The organism is Paenibacillus tepidiphilus, from assembly GCF_008635795.1.
Taxonomy (GTDB): Bacteria; Bacillota; Bacilli; order Paenibacillales; family Paenibacillaceae; genus Paenibacillus_AQ; species Paenibacillus_AQ tepidiphilus.
Genome location: NZ_VWRQ01000024.1, coordinates 92,474 through 109,051 on the forward strand (window position 1 = coordinate 92,474; position 16,578 = coordinate 109,051).

General features: G+C 55.8%; 14 protein-coding genes and 2 rRNA genes. 6 read left to right on the forward strand and 10 right to left on the reverse strand.

Annotated features, from left to right (window positions below; genetic code table 11):
• The first annotated feature begins 149 nt into the window (after positions 1–149).
• From F1379_RS24825 to F1379_RS24835, 3 genes are read left to right on the forward strand one after another with little or no spacing between them, the layout of a single operon-like run.
• Positions 150–893, forward strand: coding sequence for a (Fe-S)-binding protein (locus F1379_RS24825; protein ID WP_150275116.1), 744 nt, complete (start codon positions 150–152; stop codon positions 891–893).
• Positions 890–2,317 (forward strand): LutB/LldF family L-lactate oxidation iron-sulfur protein, encoded by a 1,428-nt coding sequence (locus F1379_RS24830; RefSeq protein ID WP_150275118.1) that lies wholly within the window; start codon positions 890–892, stop codon positions 2,315–2,317. Before F1379_RS24825 ends, F1379_RS24830 begins: the two co-directional genes overlap by 4 nt.
• A 2-nt stretch (positions 2,318–2,319) precedes the next feature.
• Entirely contained in the window at positions 2,320–3,000 is a 681-nt protein-coding gene (locus F1379_RS24835; RefSeq protein WP_150275161.1) for a LutC/YkgG family protein, read from the forward strand.
• A gap of 77 nt (positions 3,001–3,077) precedes the next feature.
• Here F1379_RS24835 and F1379_RS24840 read toward each other — a convergent pair whose 3' ends face one another.
• Both F1379_RS24840 and F1379_RS24845 read right to left on the reverse strand, forming a co-directional pair.
• Positions 3,078–3,767, reverse strand: a complete 690-nt coding sequence (locus F1379_RS24840; protein WP_150275120.1) for a hypothetical protein — start codon at positions 3,765–3,767, stop codon at positions 3,078–3,080.
• Between the two features lie 31 nt (positions 3,768–3,798).
• A complete protein-coding gene (locus F1379_RS24845) occupies positions 3,799–4,098 on the reverse strand; it encodes a hypothetical protein (protein WP_150275122.1) in 300 nt (99 codons plus the stop codon).
• A gap of 240 nt (positions 4,099–4,338) precedes the next feature.
• On the opposite strand from F1379_RS24845, the gene F1379_RS24850 reads away from it, so the two are divergent.
• Positions 4,339–4,725 carry an SET domain-containing protein gene (locus tag F1379_RS24850; RefSeq protein WP_150275125.1) on the forward strand — a complete coding sequence of 129 codons (387 nt, stop codon included), beginning with the start codon at positions 4,339–4,341 and terminating at the stop codon, positions 4,723–4,725.
• A gap of 78 nt (positions 4,726–4,803) precedes the next feature.
• Here the strand turns inward: F1379_RS24850 and F1379_RS24855 are convergent, their stop codons facing one another.
• The 4 genes from F1379_RS24855 to F1379_RS24870 all read right to left on the reverse strand — a co-directional run bounded on the left by F1379_RS24855 (position 4,804) and on the right by F1379_RS24870 (position 8,776).
• Positions 4,804–5,514 carry a DNA alkylation repair protein gene (locus F1379_RS24855; RefSeq protein ID WP_150275164.1) on the reverse strand — a complete coding sequence of 237 codons (711 nt, stop codon included), beginning with the start codon at positions 5,512–5,514 and terminating at the stop codon, positions 4,804–4,806.
• A 149-nt stretch (positions 5,515–5,663) separates the two neighbouring features.
• Positions 5,664–6,773 (reverse strand): rhamnogalacturonan acetylesterase, encoded by a 1,110-nt coding sequence (locus F1379_RS24860; protein ID WP_150275127.1) that lies wholly within the window; start codon positions 6,771–6,773, stop codon positions 5,664–5,666.
• 237 nt (positions 6,774–7,010) lie between these two features.
• Positions 7,011–7,787, reverse strand: coding sequence for an NAD-dependent epimerase/dehydratase family protein (locus tag F1379_RS24865; RefSeq protein WP_150275129.1), 777 nt, complete (start codon positions 7,785–7,787; stop codon positions 7,011–7,013).
• An 80-nt stretch (positions 7,788–7,867) separates the two neighbouring features.
• Positions 7,868–8,776 (reverse strand): ArsR/SmtB family transcription factor, encoded by a 909-nt coding sequence (locus F1379_RS24870; RefSeq protein ID WP_150275131.1) that lies wholly within the window; start codon positions 8,774–8,776, stop codon positions 7,868–7,870.
• Between the two features lie 172 nt (positions 8,777–8,948).
• Between F1379_RS24870 and F1379_RS24875 the strand changes: the two genes are divergently transcribed.
• A complete protein-coding gene (locus tag F1379_RS24875) occupies positions 8,949–10,439 on the forward strand; it encodes a glycoside hydrolase family 43 protein (RefSeq protein WP_150275133.1) in 1,491 nt (496 codons plus the stop codon).
• A gap of 368 nt (positions 10,440–10,807) precedes the next feature.
• Here F1379_RS24875 and F1379_RS24880 read toward each other — a convergent pair whose 3' ends face one another.
• Positions 10,808–11,578, reverse strand: a complete 771-nt coding sequence (locus F1379_RS24880) for a class I SAM-dependent methyltransferase (protein WP_150275135.1) — start codon at positions 11,576–11,578, stop codon at positions 10,808–10,810.
• Positions 11,579–11,708: 130 nt separating this feature from the next.
• A complete protein-coding gene (locus F1379_RS24885) occupies positions 11,709–14,993 on the reverse strand; it encodes a glycosyl hydrolase family 2 protein (RefSeq protein WP_150275137.1) in 3,285 nt (1,094 codons plus the stop codon).
• 155 nt (positions 14,994–15,148) lie between these two features.
• Here F1379_RS24885 and F1379_RS24890 point away from each other — a divergent pair, with 155 nt between their 5' ends.
• The gene (locus F1379_RS24890) at positions 15,149–16,021 is read left to right on the forward strand and encodes a helix-turn-helix transcriptional regulator (RefSeq protein ID WP_150275139.1); all 873 of its coding nucleotides are present in this window, start codon (positions 15,149–15,151) and stop codon (positions 16,019–16,021) included.
• Between the two features lie 87 nt (positions 16,022–16,108).
• On the opposite strand, the gene rrf is transcribed toward F1379_RS24890, so the two are convergent.
• Together rrf and F1379_RS24900 are read right to left on the reverse strand one after the other, a co-directional pair.
• Positions 16,109–16,225 (reverse strand): 5S ribosomal RNA (gene rrf / locus F1379_RS24895).
• Positions 16,226–16,437: 212 nt separating this feature from the next.
• Positions 16,438–16,578, reverse strand: a 23S ribosomal RNA gene (locus F1379_RS24900); the annotation flags it as partial.

Sequence of the window (16,578 nt, forward strand, 5' to 3'; positions counted from 1 at the left end):
TGTTCGTTTCCCAATTTATTGTAAACGTTATCAATCTTTTTTGTCAACAATATTCACATTTATAAGCTTTTTTTGTGTTGTTTTATATTGACTATTTGAGTTAAGCTAGAGTTGCAGAGGTATATAAATGCCAAGTTGGAGGGATTCCGATGAAAGTCAGCATTTTCTCGACATGTCTGGTTGACCTGATGTTCCCGAATGTAGGCAAAGCGATGGTTGAAGTGCTGGAGAGGCTGGGCTGTGAAATCGACTTTCCGGCTTCGCAGGTCTGCTGCGGGCAGCCTACTTATAACAGCGGCTATCTGGAAGACTCCAAGCTTGCGATGAAGAATATGATGCTCGCCTTCGAGCATTCCGATTATGTGGTAGGCCCTTCAGGCTCCTGCATCGCCATGTTTCATGAATACCCGGCAGTGTTCAAGGGCGATCCGCAATGGGAATTGAAAGCGATTTCTCTAAAAAATAAATCGTTCGAGCTGACGCAGTTTATTGTGCATGTGCTTGGCATCACGGATGTCGGCGCCCATCTGGAAGGCATTGCGACCTATCACCGCTCCTGCCACATGACCCGGCTGCTGGGCGAGAAAGAAACACCCTTCCGGCTGCTGGAGCAGGTCGATGGCCTGCGGCTGGAGCCGCTGAAGAACAGCGACAACTGCTGCGGGTTCGGCGGCACCTTCTCGGTGAAGATGCCGGAGATTTCCGCGCAGATGGTCGACGAGAAATGCGCCTGTGTCGCCGAGACGGGCGCAGATATTCTGATCAGCGCAGACATGGGCTGCCTGATGAACATCGGCGGCCGTCTCTCCCGGAATGGCCAGTCCATCCGGGTCATGCATATCGCCGAGGTGCTGAACTGCGTACCGGCGGCACAAGGAGGAAGAAGCCTATGAGCCTGCAAACCGATAACCGCAAGTTCAGCGAGCGGACCGCCGAGGGCATCGACAACCCGTTCATGCGCAGTGCGGTCAGCTCGGCCCAGGACAGCTTGAAGACGCGGCGTCTGAGCGCGGCCACCGCGCTGGGCGAATGGGAGGAGTGGCGGAAGGCAGGCCAGCAGATCCGCCAGCATACCTTAAAGCATCTGGATTATTATCTGGAGGAGCTGGCCCGGAACATTGATCGGCGCGGAGGAAAGATATATTTTGCCCGCACCAAGGAAGAAGCGAGCGCCTATATCGGCCGCATTGTGGAGCAGAAGAACGCGAAGCGGATCGTGAAATCCAAATCCATGGTCACGGAAGAGATCGAGCTGAATCATGTGCTGCTGGAGATGGGCTGCGAGGTGACAGAGACAGACCTTGGAGAGTACATTCTGCAGGTGGACGACTGGGAAGCGCCGTCGCATATTGTGGCGCCTGCGCTGCACAAGGACCGGAAGCAGATCCGCCGGGTCTTCGCCGAGCGGCTCGGGTATCAGGGGGACGAAACGCCGGAGAATCTGGCCCGCTTCGCACGGGAGGTGCTGAGACAGAAATTCCTGGAGGCCGACATCGGCATTACCGGCTGCAATTTTGCCGTCGCCAATCTGGGGGCAATCAATCTGGTCACCAACGAAGGCAACGGTGACCTGACCGCTGCGATACCGAAGACGCACATCGCCGTCATGGGGATGGAACGCATCGTACCGAGCCTGGAGGAAATGGAGGTACTCGATAATCTGCTCTGCCGGAGCGCCGTCGGGCAGAAGCTGACCAGCTATATCACGGTCATGGGCCCTTCGGCGCCCGGAGAAGCGGACGGCCCCGAGGATTTCCACCTGGTCGTGGTGGACAACGGCCGCTCCGACATTCTCGGCAGCGAATTTAACGATGCCCTGCAGTGCATCCGCTGCGGCGCCTGCCTCAATGTCTGCCCGGTCTACCGTCACATCGGCGGCCATTCCTACGGCTCGATCTATCCGGGGCCGATTGGCGCGGTGATTACACCGCTCCTGGGCGGTTACGACGACTACAAGGAGCTGCCTTACGCCTCCAGCCTCTGTGCCGCCTGTACCGATGTCTGCCCGGTCAAGATCCCGCTGCATGAGCAGCTCATCCTCCACCGCCAGAAGATCGTGGAGCAAGGCCGGACGGGCACCGCCGACCGGCTGCAGATGAAGACGGCGGCCCGGGTGCTGTCCTCCCCTTCCCTGTTCGGCAAGGTGCTGCGCCTGGCGAACCCGGGCAGCCGCATGATCAGCAGCCGGGGGCGGATTGTGCGCGGACCGGCAATCGTCCGCGGCTGGACAAGCGCCAGAGATCTGCCGCAACCCGTGCGTCAGAAGGACAGCTTCCGCAGCTGGATGGAGAACCGTAAGGGAGGGAGCGGGAATTGAGCATGCAGCAGCCTATCCACGCAAACAACAACAAGGAAGCCTTTCTGGATCATATTGCCGCCAAGCTGGGGCGTGAACGGGTACATCAAGTGGAGCGGCCGAAGCTGGCTCTGCCCGGTCGCAAGGATACTCCCGCGACTGAAGAGCTTGTCGACATCCTGAAGGAGCAGTGCTTCTTCATCCATACCCAGGTGATTGAATCGAGTCCGGAGATTCTGCAGCAGACGCTGAATGATCTGCTCGAAGCGAACGGCGGCGGGCCGGTCCTGACCTCCGCCGACCCGCGCTTCGCGGAGTATGGCCTGGAGTTCTCGGGCCGGCTCCTCTGGGAAGCGGCTGCGGGACGCGATGAGAACATCCGCCGCGCCGCTGCGGCTGGTACCGCCGTCGTCTTCGCCGACTATGCGTTGGCCGAGTCCGGCACCATCGTCGTGGAGAGTCGCCCGGATCAGGGACGGGCCTTCCATTTTCTGACCGGGCACTACATCGCCGTCATCGAGCGCTCAAGAATTGTGCCGCGCTCCACGCAGGCGGCGGCGGACTTGAACCGCCGGGTGATGGCCGGGGAGCCCATGGGCTCGTGCATCAACCTGATTTCCGGGCCGTCCAACTCGGCCGATATCGAGATGCAGCTTGTCGTCGGCGTTCACGGACCCCTGCGGGCAACATATGTGCTGATCTGATGGGAGATAATAGCCCGGTTTTGTCTGTTCAGCTGACAAAACCGGGCTTTTCGCCGAAACAAGGGTTATACCTCCGTTCATTTCCGTTCAATCGAGCCGTAGCCGTGCGGATCTTCAACCGTCTGCCGGGCAATTAAACTGCCAGCCTGATCATAAGCTTCGATCTCGAATGGCGTGAATTCTCCGGCCGGGAGCTGCACGAACCAGATTCCGTGCTCCGGTCCCGTATCGGCCATTTCAGCGGTATAGCTGCCCTGACCTTTAACCCTTACGGTAACCTTCTGAATGGAGTCATCCAGCAGTTCCCCTGTCACCAGCGGAAAGGGAGCAGCGTACTTGCTCGCCTTCGGCATACTAAAGTATTGCATGACAATCTTCTCTTGTGACGGAGATTTGCCGATGCTGTAGCCGCCGCCCCAAGCCCATTTCCAGCCCAGCCACGTCCGGCGCACATATTCAACCTGCAGATCATCTCCCTCGGATTCATAGAATCTTTTGATAAAAAGAAGCTTCCCTCCCTTTACCGGCTCCTCATGGACAATCTGCATGGTGGTGAAATTGCGGAACTTCTGAAGGGCTTCCTCGGGGGTGCGGGCCAGCGGAATGCGCAGCGTCACCTCTTGCCCCAGTGCCCGCGACATCCGCCTGTCGAGCAGCCCCCCTGGCATATCATTCACATAGGCAAGCCCATATAACAGGGCTGCTGCTGCAATCACACCGGCGAAGCTCCATAGCACACGCTTTGTTCTGCGTGTCTGTCCGGCCATGCTCCCTCACCCTTTCTTCCAAATAAATTACTCAGTCTCTTTTGTAATACGCCTGATAAGCAAAGACGGTAAATGAAACCAGCGAGATCAGGAGCGAGCTTTTCAAGATAAAAGTTAACTGGTCATCGCTTAAGCTGAACACGTACAGATAGGAGACCTCAGTGGCTCCATGCAAGGTTGGGATATAGCTGAACAATGCAACTATGGAATTGAGGGCAAACAGAAATGCTGCCGCAAGAGATAACGCCTTGAGCTTCTCCTCCGCCTTCAGGACGAAGATGCACAGCAGCATCAAGCATAATATCAGTATAAAACCGCCAATCAAAATCATAGAGTGCAGCCTCCTTTTTTGCAGCGTTGTGATATTACTGTTCCGGCCGGCCGCTGGTCCCAACATATACCAACATTATGGCCCTGTCTGTGAGATATTGCCACCCTTTAGATCTACTTCCCCCTTTCAATAGGACACAGTGATGAAAATGCTTTAGAGACACTCGCCCTTGCCCTTTTCCCTCTCCCGGGTTACAATGATGCGAACGCAGAACATGGAAAGGGTTAGCGGTGAACATCAATGATTAAGGTAATGCACTCTGCAAGAAGCAAAGGGGAATTTACTCGCGGCGTATTCGCCACCCGGGACATCGCCAAGGGAGAGCTTATCCATGAAGCCCCCGTTGTTCCATACGAGAATGAGGAGCATGAGCATATCGAGAAGACCATTCTGGCCGATTATGTCTTTGAGTACGGTGCCAACCATACCGCTATCCTGCTCGGATACGGCAGTCTGTTCAACCACTCCTCCTCGGAACCCAATGCCGTCTATGAAATTAATTTCGACAACCATACCTTTGACTTTTACGCCTATACTGACATTAAGGAAGGCGAAGAGATCCTGATCAACTACAACGGGGAGGTCGATTGCAAAGACCTGTTGTGGTTTGAACAGCCGGAAGAATAACGGCACTCCGCTGTAACTCAAAAGAACCAGCAGCCCATATGGGGCTGCTGGTTCTTTTGTATCCAATAGGCTTGATTGTCAGCATCTCACATGTCTGCGCTTAAACCCGAGCTGGCCTTTGTCCACAGCCTTCCGGATATTGTCGTAAGCATAGATATGCTTGCTCCCCTTGGGCTTGTCCCGGCCAACCTCAACCGGACCCACCTCCTGGGCTGTTGCGGCTGCCTGCTCATGAAGCGGCGTGTAAGACACCGCCACCGTATACAGGAAATTGTTCATGGAATACTGGGTCCGCTCCGGCGAGGTGTGGATGGTTTGCTTCACAATATCCAGCATGCCAGCCAGCTTGTCCTTGTCGAACTCATGGTCCGGCCGGTTGCCAAGCAGCCAGCAGTAGCAGCTCCAGCCGCCCGACATCCGCAGCTCTTCCCCGCTGGCGATCCATTTGTCGGCCACCTGCTGCGCAATCTCCGCTTCAGCCAGGGTCACAGCAACGACGAAATCGGACAGCATATAGAAGTAAGCGTCATCCATCCAGCGGTCATAATCCGCTTCCGTCATGCCGTTAGGGTCGGCAATAATTCCGGCAAAATACATGGCATCGTAGTTCCCCGTAGCATACAGCTGCTCGGCAAGCTGCTGACTGATGCCGGTCCGCTTAAAGATCGGCTTCATCGCGCCGGTCGCCACGCCGAATAGCGGCTCATGCGCGCCGTTCGACATATAGATCTTCTTGGTCCGTTCCTTGCCAAGCGCCTCGAGTTCCTGCATGGCCGTTTCGAAATCCATCTGCACACTTCCTTTGTTTTGAAGTCCCTCCGGCCGCAGCCGGAGAACGTCCGGGATAAAGAAAGTGTACTGTACGTATAACCCGGCCGCAAGGTCAGGAAAGAATTGGCTCATCCTTTATAAGACAGTCTCCTTTTGCCCTTCCCACATTAAATCAACGCCTCTGCAGCTCCCGTTTCCTCTCCCGTGTGCACATGCTGCCAGAGCGGCTCCACCCGGGCTTCCACCAGCCCCCTGGCCACCAGCCGGGCGATCTCGACCGCACCCCGTTCCGAGAAATGGGTGTTGTCCTCGGCGCCCTCCGGCAGGCACGGGTATTGCCCCGGCCTTGCCCATAGCAGGACCTCTTTGGTCCGCTCCACCCCAAGCTTTTCGTAATAGGCTTTGCTTAACGCAGCCAAGTCAACGAACGGTACCTTCTCCCGTTCGGCCAGTTGGCGCATGGCTTCGATGTAGTCGCCGTGGGTATTGCGGATGGTTCCGTCCTCCTCGAAGAAGCGGCGGTGCATCGGAGCGATCAGCACCGGATAAGCCTCATGATCCCGGGCAAGGTCAATGTATCTCTGCAGGTAAGCCTGATAGGTCGTGAACGGCAGCGTCCCGCCCTCATTATCCTTCTCATCGTTGTGGGCGAACTGGATGAGCAGGCAATCGCCCTTGCGCAGTCTTTTGGCGATCCGGTTCAGGCGGTTCTCGTCGATGAAGCTCTTGCTGCTGCGGCCGCTGCGGGCATGGTTGTCCAGGGCCACCCCGGTGTTCAGGAACAGGCCGAGCATTTGCCCCCAGCCCGTATAGGGGAATTGTCCCGATGGCTGGTCGGTAACGGTTGAATCTCCGGCCAGAAATACAGTGGCAATGCTTGCCAGCCGCTTGACCTCCACATATTGCACGGCAGGTGCCGCGCCGCCGAAGGCAAGCTTCATTTGACCGTCATTTACATGCACATCGAAGGTCTTCTTCACACTCTCACCGGCCACGGTGCTCCATTCGTACAGCCGCAGATGGCCAAGCCCCTCCTTCACCGTCGTTACCGCTTCACGGTCCGGCGCTCCCAGCGTCAGCGTCACCCGGTAATTCCCCTTGGGCACATCAATCAGCAGGGAAGGGACAGCAGGGATGTAATAATCCCCGGGCCAGGAATCCTCTAAATCCTCATTTCTTGAGGGTTCGGGAGCAGCGGAGTAGCCGTATCCCTTCGCCATATCATATTTACACTGGAGATCAGGCGCAAACGCGCAGCCAAATTCCAAGTCCGGCATAGTAATGATCCTCCTTCATCGGTGAAGCTGGTCTCTGGTTAAGCTATCCCTAAAAATAGCACAATACCGCCGGTATTTCTCCGCGTTTCATCGCCAAATCTGCCGGAATGCCGCTTATATTGCTACCTGAGACTCTAACTGCATAAGCCATCTTGCATGAAAAAGGCTGTCCCAAGCAGCCACGCCGCGCTTGAAACAACCTTCATTTCACGCTATTCGCTGTTACAGCTTTCTCCTCTACGCTTTCTGCCCGCCCTGATACTCCGTCTCATCCTGGCGCACCTTGACTCCTGCGGCCTTCGCCTGTTCCAGCAGCGCGGTTGCGTCATCCTGCGGCTTGTATCCGATGAGCTCCTCCAGATAATCTATGTTGTAGTAATTGTCGCTATTGGCGGAGGTGCCGTACAAATTCAGATAGGTCATCTTGTCATCGGCTTCAATACAGCAGACTACCAGCTGCAGCATGTCGCGCTCGGAAATCCAGATATGCCCGGCCCGCTCGGAATGGGGGCGGTCATCGCCCGGGAAGTTGCCGATGCGGATATTGATGGAGGAAATTTTGCCTTGGTCGGAGTACAGACGTCCGAGCAGTTCAATGTAACACTTGCTGAGCCCATAAAAGCTGTCCGGACGGTAAGGGTCCATCGGGCCCGGCGTCTCGTCCGTCTTGTAATAGCCCATCGCATGGTTGGAGCTGGCGAAGATGACGCGCCGCACTCCATTCTCCACCGCTGCCTCCAGCAGTTTGTAGGCACCGCTCACATTACCATCGAGCACTTTGCCCAGAAAATCATCATTGTCCTTCATCCAGGCAAAATGCAGCACCGTGTCGATTCCCCGGGTCAGTTCGTTCAGCCGTTTCTCATCGGCAATGTCAAGCTGCACGATACCCTGGTCTTCATCCGCCTGAATGTCCGCGCCGGTCAGATCATACCTGCCGTCTTCCTTCAGACCCTTATAGATTGTATTCCCGATGATGCCTGATGCGCCGGTCAGCAGCAATTTCCGCTTCATATATTGCCCTCCCTTTTGGTAAACTATGGCGTTGTTATTTATTACCCGCCTTGGGAGCAATATACCTATGCAGGCGAAAGTTAGCCGCCCAGCCGGACCCGGACGACAATATCCTGGTCATGGTTGCCGAATCCGGCACCATACAGCGTCAATCCGCCGACGTTGGCGGCATGCTCATCCACCGAGAAGCGCAGCGTCCAGAACGGCTCCTGCAGCTTAAGGTCGCTAATTGTCGCCTGCGACATCCATTCTCCATCCATATAGGTCCCGGTAGCGTCGATGCGGATGGTCTTGAGCAGTCCGTATTGGTTCACATTCCGGTGCCACCACTGCGGCGTATATTTGCCCCGCGCCGCCCGGCCGAAATCCGCAGGGCTGGTCCAGGAGCCCAGGAACACACCATTGAAGGTAAAGCCGATATCCGAAGGCCAGTCATCCCGGAGACCGGGCGCTTCCGAGGCCAGCTCCATGGAGATTTCCAGAGCCGCCGCCGATTGGTCGGCCGGCAAATAGTTGGGCATCTTATATTCAACGTAGCCCCACCCGAACCACAGGATGGCCGCGTGAACCCGCTCGGGGTCGAGAAAATAGCGCGGGTCGTCCCAGACGCCGATCTCCTTCTCTTGCGTGCCCAGCCCGCAGGTGGGATGAACCTCGAATGCGGTATAATGCCCGACAGAGATGCTCTGCTCGCTGGTCTTCGCGGCCCTGCCGGCGGAAGGCAGCTCGATTTCAATGGCTCTCTGCTTGAGGAAGCACAGCTTATGTGTTCCTCCATGCAGCCGCGCCCGGCGGCTCCCGGTCAGTCCGGCGTCTTCAAGCTTCCGGATGTGCATGGTGACGATGGATGGGCTAAGCCCCAGCTGGTGTGCAAGATCTTTAACGTTCATTTCGCCGCCGGCCAGCAGATCCATGATCCGCCATCTGACCTCACTGGCCAGTGCCTCGTACAGCGGCATGAATTTCGGTGCCCCGTTTGCTTTGATCATGCTATTATCTCCCGGATTCAAAGTTGAAATCATATTTATATTAATTTAATGGATTTACATCTAACTTACAACCCCGCTCCATTGCAACTTTTATAGCTATGGTGTTTAATTTGCTTAGAAACATTATAGAATGGATTCACACATATATAAATTCAATTAAAGGATGGTTTATATGAAATACAATAACCCGGTCGTTAAAGGCTTTTATCCCGATCCCAGTGTCATTAAGGTAGACGGCACCTACTATATGGTGTGCAGCTCCTTTCAATTTTTCCCGGGCGTTCCGTTGTTTGAGAGCAAGGATCTGCTCAACTGGACGCAAATCGGCCACTGTCTGACCCGTGAAAGCCAGGTTCAGCTCGGTACCGTCGGCAGCTCCGGCGGCGTGTTCGCCCCGACAATCCGGCATAACGACGGACGTTTCTACATGGTCACAACTAATGATACCACCCGCCAGAACTTCTATATCTGGACCGACGACATTTATGGCGAATGGTCCGAACCGGTCTACGTGGACCAGGGAGGGATCGATCCGGATCTGTATTTTGAAGACGGGAAGACCTTCTTTATGAGCAACGGGACCGATGATTTCGGTATCGGCGGTGTCGTGCAATGCCAGATTGATATTGCCACCGGCAGCAAGCTGAGTCCAAGCCGCTCTATTTGGCAGGGTTCAGGCGGACGTTATCTGGAGAGTCCCCACATGTACCATATCAATGGCCTCTACTACCTGATGGCGGCAGAGGGCGGAACCGAGTATGGCCATATGGTGACCTACGCACGCGGAGAAGCGGTTACCGGCCCGTTCGAGCCTTATCCGCACAATCCTGTGCTGACCAACCGGAACCTGGGCGGGTATGAGCTGCAGGGCGTCGGCCACGGCGATCTCGTTCAGGATGAGAGCGGCAACTGGTGGATCTTCCATCTCGGCTTCCGGCAAACCGGGCAATGGCTGACGTATCACCATCTGGGACGCGAGGTATTCCTGACTCCGGTAACCTTCGGCGAGGACGGCTGGTTCACGGCAGGGCACAACGGCACTACACTGATGAGCTTTGAGACCGACCGGATTCCGGAAAGCGTCATTCAGCAGGAGAAGAAGCTCTACACATTCGGGAACACAGACTGGAGTTTAGACTGGTGCTATCTTCGCCATCCGGACGCTGCGAATTATGTGCTGGGTGAGGACAGCCTTAAGCTGAAAGGAACGGAAGTGACGCTCGACGTTCCGGCATCGCCGACCTTTATCGGCATCCGGCAGCGGGATTTCAATGCAGTCATTTCCAGCAAGGTACGCCTTGACGGCGGGGAAGCGGGAATCACGCTGTATATGGATGAGAACCACCATTATGACCTGGCGATCACTACAGCGGGTCAGGGATACAAGGTGATTGAGCGGCTGAATATCGGAGATATCAAGTCCGTGGAGCATGAAGTGGATCTGGGAGACGTTAATGAGGCTACACTGGTGATTAAGTCCGCAAATGAACGCTACAGCTTCTGCCTTCAGTCCGAAGCGGGCGAGGTCCTACTGGGAACGGCGCAGACCCGTTACCTCTCGTCCGAGGTTGCCGGCGGCTTCACCGGCGTGGTAATCGGACTGTATGCCACCGGAGAAGGCTCGACGGCCGAATTCTCCGACTTTAGCTGCGAGTATCTGTAGGCCAGGGTCTGTAGGGCAGGATCTGTGACCAATAACCCTTTCGGCCAAAGCAGCCGACAATATAAGACGGTTCTTCTGCACTGTGCGGGGGAACCGTCTTTATGTTGAGGAGACGAGCCAACGATATGCTCATTGGTGGGTTAACTGTATTTTGTACAATTATTCCGGACAAATCTGCCTCTTAATTCGGAATAGCTGCATTCTATACAACTATAATCTGATGGATTCGCTGAAAAACCAACAATCGCCGGGTATAGATGTACAAAGTGCAGCTATATCCGTTTCAGTGCACATTAGGGGAACTTTAGTTGTACAAAGTGCAACTAAGCCTGCCCCGGCCGGAACGCTTATCCCATATCGGCAAGGGATTACAGCTTTCTCGCCAAATACAAATCCATCGTATCGTAGATCCGCAATTCCCCGCCAAGCCTACCTATAGCAGTCGCTATCTCCGTCTCCAGGAGGGGCTTGATTTCCTGCGGCAGCGCCCGGTGATCGGAATATGTATTTAACAGTGAGATGTATTGCTGGCTTGGAAGTATCCGTGTGCTGTAGTATATTTTCGAGACAGTATCGCTAAATCCATGCCTCTCCAGCGCCTCTTCATATTTCCGGCATTGATCCACACTGAACGCCACCGGTATCCGGTCGGAAGGCTTGTATTTCAGATAGATTCTGCGAATTTCCTGATGCAGCTCATCCTCATCGCGGCCGACAAACGGATGGTTCCAGAATAAGGCGATGCTGCCTCCCGGCTTCAGCAAGCTGTGTATTTTTCGCAAACCGCTATCTTGCTCCAGCCAATGAAAGGCCGTTGCCGCATAAATCAGATCATAAGTGCCTTCAACCCCTGGGAAGCTCTCGAAACTCGTATGAATCACCCGAAATCCGGCAAAAGCTGCAAACTTACGCTCTACATAGCCAGCCAGGTTCTCTCCCAGCTCAACAGCGGTTACCCCGCATCCCGTATCCAGAATCGGCAATGTCGCCTGTCCCGTTCCAATCCCGATCTCCAGTGCTCTCTTGGATTCATTCAGCGCAGAATACGCTATAATTTCGTCAAACAACGGCTTCGTATAGGTCGGGCGCAAGGCATCATAGTTACCTGCATCTTCATCGAATTTCAACCGCAGATCCATCGTCTCTACTCCCTTCAATATTCTTTCCAAGAATATCATACGGCCGGAAGCGCGGGCAATTTACGAATAAGCTGATCCCCGTGCCAAAAAGCAACTCTCCCGCAGGAAAGCTGCTCCGTTCCTATCACCTTCAGATGTCGTACAGCCGGTGCCCGGCGTAGTCGAATTGCTTGCCTTCCAGCATACCGATCAACGTATTTGTAATGCGGACCTCCACCCGGTTGTCACCCGCCCTCAAGATAGAGGAGCTGCCGCTCCAGCGGTACGGAGACCAGGCGCATACGCCCAGGCTTGTTCCGTTCACCATCACTTCCATGCAGTCATGAAATTCCGGGTCCCAATTGTCAAAAGCGAGCTCGAACTCCTCTTCCGGCGGCGCCTGCTTCAGATTCAGGTTCTGCCGTAAGCTGAGTACTCCGGCAAAATACGGATATCCCGCCTGCGCCGCTCCCCATACCTTGCCGCTGGCAGGCTTGGCGGTAATTCGTTGCTTCGTATGCCCTGTTTCAGGTAACACTGATCCTTCAACGCCGAAATCCCCGGCCAGATAGAGCGGACTGACGAGACCTTCCCAGTCCCGGTTAATCTCAACTTCTACCTGCAGCAGGTTGCGGCCGGTGAGGATGTAGGGCAGAATATCGCAGGTCTGATTTAAGTAATCATAGTAAAATTCCGCAGAGAACTGCTCCTGCCGCAGCGCGTGACCGTTGATGTAAATGGTGTAACCGCCGGCTATAGCGCCGCGTTCCATCAGCAGCTTGCAGACCTGCGGCACCTGCTCGACTACGAATTCCCTCTCATAACTGAGCCGCGCCGGATAGCTCAGCTGCAGCTCCATCGGGATGCCGAACTCCTGGCTGAGCCGGATGGGCAAGCGTTCTCCCCGCTCCGCGAGATCGGCAGCCTGATCAATGAAGGTCTTGGCCTGGACACTGACGCGTCCGGCCGGTTCTCCATTTACGCTCAAGGCGAACTCGCCAAGCCTGAGCATATTCTCGGACAGTGCCTCTAGCCCCCAGTCAGCAAGGCAATCGAGCGTGAGTACGGCGCGGGGCTGCGTAATCTCTGCTACTGGAGAGGTCTGGCCTGCCGGACGCCGGAAGATTCGTACGGCATGGGACTCGTACGGGGCAAATGCCAGCGAAACTGCGATGCCAGGGTCTTCCTTGTCAGCAATATTTAAAGTGTGCGCATGCCCGGCCGTCAGATCTAACAGTTCTGCACACAGGGTTTCGCCCTCCGCGCACAGCTCACCTTGATATACCAGCGCCGTGCTGTGGCTGCCGCCCTCCTGGTTGCTGATGAACAGCAATTCCTCATTTTCGTTCAGCTCCCGGTGCTGAATCAGGAAAGCATGGTCGACCGGAATCCCGGCGCTCTCCAGCCTGAACTGTGCTGGGGCCGCCTGTTCAATGATGCGCAGGAGCTCCGCTTCCATAGCGCCGTCCAATATCCCGCTTCCGGTCTGTATAAAGCAGGCCCGTCCCTTGCCGGTGCTCCGCCCGGATACCCGGACCGGGCCTTCGCCCTTGGCCGTATGATTCCAGTACGTCCCGCGGGAATAACCGTCCGCGCCGAACCAGGCTGCGGCGGCTTCCTCCACGTTCCCGTTTCCGTCAAGCTGCTGATACGGCAGCAGGCCGATTGCGATCACCGTCCCGCCCCCATCTGCAAAGCGTCGAATGGCTTCCCAGGCCTCAGGCTCCAGCGCCGTAACCGGAGGAATGATCAGCACGCTGTACGCGGCCTGCCCGGTGACGATCCTTCCCTCGTCTACCCGCGCTTCGCACAGGATTTCCGTATCCAGGTGATCGTAATCCCGCTGTCCCCGGGTCAGCAGCTTGCATATCGCATGCCAGTCCTCTTTGATCCGCTCCAGCCGGGCAGCCTCGGCCTCGTCTTCACCGCAGTAGCGGAATTCATGAAACGGGTTACCCATATGGCTCCAGATCGTCGCCGTCGGGTGCAGCACAGCCAGCTCGGTCAGCATCCGCCCCTGACTCATCAGGGCGGCGAGCCTTCCCGTGTAATCGCCCAGCAGCTTGAAATGCTGCCAATACGGATTCTGGAGGAACTGTGACGGCGGGGCGTCATGCTTGGTTAATCCGTCTGCTGTGTAATAGAAGGCGTGAAAGTTATACATATTCACGCCCAGCGCGGCAAGCCGGTCGATCATCCATTTGGCGTCCTGCAGCGTCATCGACCAGCCGACGCTGTGGAAGCATTCCACCAGCACCCGCTCACGGTCCAGCTGGCGGGCGAGTGAGGTCATCATTTTCGGATTGTAGCGGAAGCTCTGCGCATACCGGTCGAGTATCCATTCCAGTGTCCGCCCGAGCTTCTCGTGGGCGCTGTCAAGTCCCGGTATATGGCTGTAGCGCTGGGTTGACATGCGGACGGAGGGCACCTCGGCAATATACCTCAGACCGCGCTGTTCACACCAGTCATGCACCTGCAGATGGTAGTGGTCCCGCAGCAGCTCGTGTACCGACTGGAAGAACCGGTAGCGGAGGGCAGGCGCCGCCTCCCCTGTATCATAGAGCAGAGATGGCAGCTCCGCATGCAGGTCAATGCCATACTGCTCCTGCATATATCCGGCAATGACCGGGGACCAGGGAATGTGCCCGAGCAGTCCGATTTCGTCGGTAAACATCCCCTTGACGGTATCCGCCATCCGGTCTCCAAGGGCCTCGGCATACTTCTGGTGGGTCAAATCAATAAAGGTCGCCATTGCCTCTTTATGCAGGGGATCGACGAAAGTGCCGTAGTATTTGAAGTCCTTCACCTCTTCTTCGATGAAGATAAGAAGCTCCCATTCTCTGCTGTCCGCCGGGGCTTGCCAGCACAGCCGCTTCTGCGGATGGTAGGTGAAGAACCGCTTATTGTTATAAGCCGTCAGCCCCGTCTTCTGAAATACCTGTTCGACTTGCACGTTGCCGATGTATTCGGCGATGTCTACGGCCGACTGCCACTCCTTCTGTCCCGTTCCGGGGCAGACCGGGACCGCCTTGGCGTACAATACGTTTCCCCAAGGCAGGTCCAGTTCCACGCTGCCGTTGCCAGTTACGCTTGCCGAGCGGTGCTCCAGCAGCTTGTGCTTTGCATCGGGATGCCGGAGCAGCACTTCGCCGCCGGCAATGCCGCTGGGATACGGATACTCATCGTATAGCCATACCTCCAGACCATGCCGGGCGGCCAGATCCACCGCGTAACGGACCTTACCAAACCAGCTTTCCGACAAATACGGGATTTGCAGCCCCTGGCGCGGACAGATAAAGAAGCCGCCTAAGCCTTTATCGGCCATTTCCGTAATCTGCCGCTCGATTTCCCGGTCATCCATCTCCCCGTTCCAGAACCAGAACGGCTGAATGCGAAAGGCAGCAGGCGGATGAATATAGTCAGATTGATGTGTCATGCGTGTCACTCTCCGTCGGATAGATTTGAACATTGCCCATGAATGTCAATATATCAATCCGCCGCCTTGCTGTAACTGCACTTTCTTTGGTTATCCGTGCAGTTTTGCCGGATATTCATTATGATAGATTATAGATTGCGGAGGAGGCGTCACGAATGCGTGCACTGCATGTAGGAGAGTTCAACAGGCTGCGGCCGGCTGTGAATTTCGCTGGAAGAACAGCGTCCGTGCCGGGATACGGCTGGGGGCCGCGGATCATCCCTGATTTCCATCTGATCTACATCCTGTCTGGCATAGCTGAGCTGCGTCTTGGTCTCCAGACTTTTGAGCTGCGCGCGGGGGACATCGGCCTTTATGGCGGGGGAACCCCGATGATGCTGGGCAGCCTTCCCGGCGACATGTTTGAGTATTACAGTATACATTTCGACTGGGACCGCGAGTCTCCAGAGCCAGTACACCCGTCGCCGCGCATGGTGTACTGCGGTCTTGAGCATATGGAGCAGGAGCCTGCGGTGCTTGAAATCGGTTATGCCGCCGCCGATTTGAAGCTGCCCTTCAGCACAAGGGCACCTCAGCTCGAAGAGCCTCTATCGCAGCTGGTGGAGGAATACCGGCAGCAACTGGCCGGTTACGAGGTTGCCCTGCGCGGCCGGATGAGCATTCTGCTGACTGCGCTGCTCCGGCATCTTCAAGCGGAGCGGCAGCCGGAATCCCGCTGCAAAATAGCACCAGCCCTGGAGCTGCTGGAGCAGCAGCCGGGCCGGGTATGGCCGGTGTCCGAACTGGCCCGGGCATGCGGCTACCAGACGGCCTACTTCACCGAGTTATTCAAATTGGCGCTCGGTACAGCGCCAAAAACTTACATGATGGAGCAGCGTCTGCGCCTGGCCAAGCAACTGCTGCTGGCCGGTGAATCGGCCCAGATGATTGCCGGACGGCTCGGATACGGGAGCACGCATTATTTTTATAGACTATTTAAAGAAGAAACGGGAATGACGCCCTCCGAGTTCCGGCTGCAGGACAGCTAACTTAGAATACCAAATGGTAACTTTTATTGAGCCAGATATTTCTCATGCAAAAAGACCACTGCTGACTAATCAGCAGTGGTCTTCAGTGCTTGGCGGCGTCCTACTCTCCCAGGACCCTTCGGTCCAAGTACCATCGGCGCTGGAGGGCTTAACGGTCGTGTTCGGGATGGGTACGCGTGGAACCCCTCCGCCATCGCCACCAAACGGGCATCTGCGGTGCAAATGCATATTCAGGTTTCAGCATCGCCAAATGCTGAAAGCAATCTCTCTTTGATTCGGTCGCTTGGGCCGTCTCCATTCAAGTCTTGCTCCCTGAAAACTGGATCGAAACGAAATTTGTGTTCTAGATTTTCTGGGGCCCCCGCAAAGTACTCGGAATCCACTTCGTCAGCTTCTTCTTCACTTTGTGGGGCTGTTAGGTTAAGCCCTCGACCGATTAGTATTGGTCAGCTCCATGCATTGCTGCACTTCCACCTCCAACCTATCTACCTCGTCGTCTTCAAGGGGTCTTACATACTGGGAAATCTCATCTTGAGGGGGGCTTCACGCTTAGATGC

Coding starts and splice junctions, on each gene's coding strand:
- F1379_RS24825 (WP_150275116.1), top strand. CDS start 150: ATGAAAGTCAGCATTTTCTCGACATGTCTGGTTGACCTGATGTTCCCG.
- F1379_RS24830 (WP_150275118.1), top strand. CDS start 890: ATGAGCCTGCAAACCGATAACCGCAAGTTCAGCGAGCGGACCGCCGAG.
- F1379_RS24835 (WP_150275161.1), top strand. CDS start 2,320: ATGCAGCAGCCTATCCACGCAAACAACAACAAGGAAGCCTTTCTGGAT.
- F1379_RS24840 (WP_150275120.1), bottom strand. CDS start 3,767: ATGGCCGGACAGACACGCAGAACAAAGCGTGTGCTATGGAGCTTCGCC.
- F1379_RS24845 (WP_150275122.1), bottom strand. CDS start 4,098: ATGATTTTGATTGGCGGTTTTATACTGATATTATGCTTGATGCTGCTG.
- F1379_RS24850 (WP_150275125.1), top strand. CDS start 4,339: ATGATTAAGGTAATGCACTCTGCAAGAAGCAAAGGGGAATTTACTCGC.
- F1379_RS24855 (WP_150275164.1), bottom strand. CDS start 5,514: ATGGATTTCGAAACGGCCATGCAGGAACTCGAGGCGCTTGGCAAGGAA.
- F1379_RS24860 (WP_150275127.1), bottom strand. CDS start 6,773: ATGCCGGACTTGGAATTTGGCTGCGCGTTTGCGCCTGATCTCCAGTGT.
- F1379_RS24865 (WP_150275129.1), bottom strand. CDS start 7,787: ATGAAGCGGAAATTGCTGCTGACCGGCGCATCAGGCATCATCGGGAAT.
- F1379_RS24870 (WP_150275131.1), bottom strand. CDS start 8,776: ATGATCAAAGCAAACGGGGCACCGAAATTCATGCCGCTGTACGAGGCA.
- F1379_RS24875 (WP_150275133.1), top strand. CDS start 8,949: ATGAAATACAATAACCCGGTCGTTAAAGGCTTTTATCCCGATCCCAGT.
- F1379_RS24880 (WP_150275135.1), bottom strand. CDS start 11,578: ATGGATCTGCGGTTGAAATTCGATGAAGATGCAGGTAACTATGATGCC.
- F1379_RS24885 (WP_150275137.1), bottom strand. CDS start 14,993: ATGACACATCAATCTGACTATATTCATCCGCCTGCTGCCTTTCGCATT.
- F1379_RS24890 (WP_150275139.1), top strand. CDS start 15,149: ATGCGTGCACTGCATGTAGGAGAGTTCAACAGGCTGCGGCCGGCTGTG.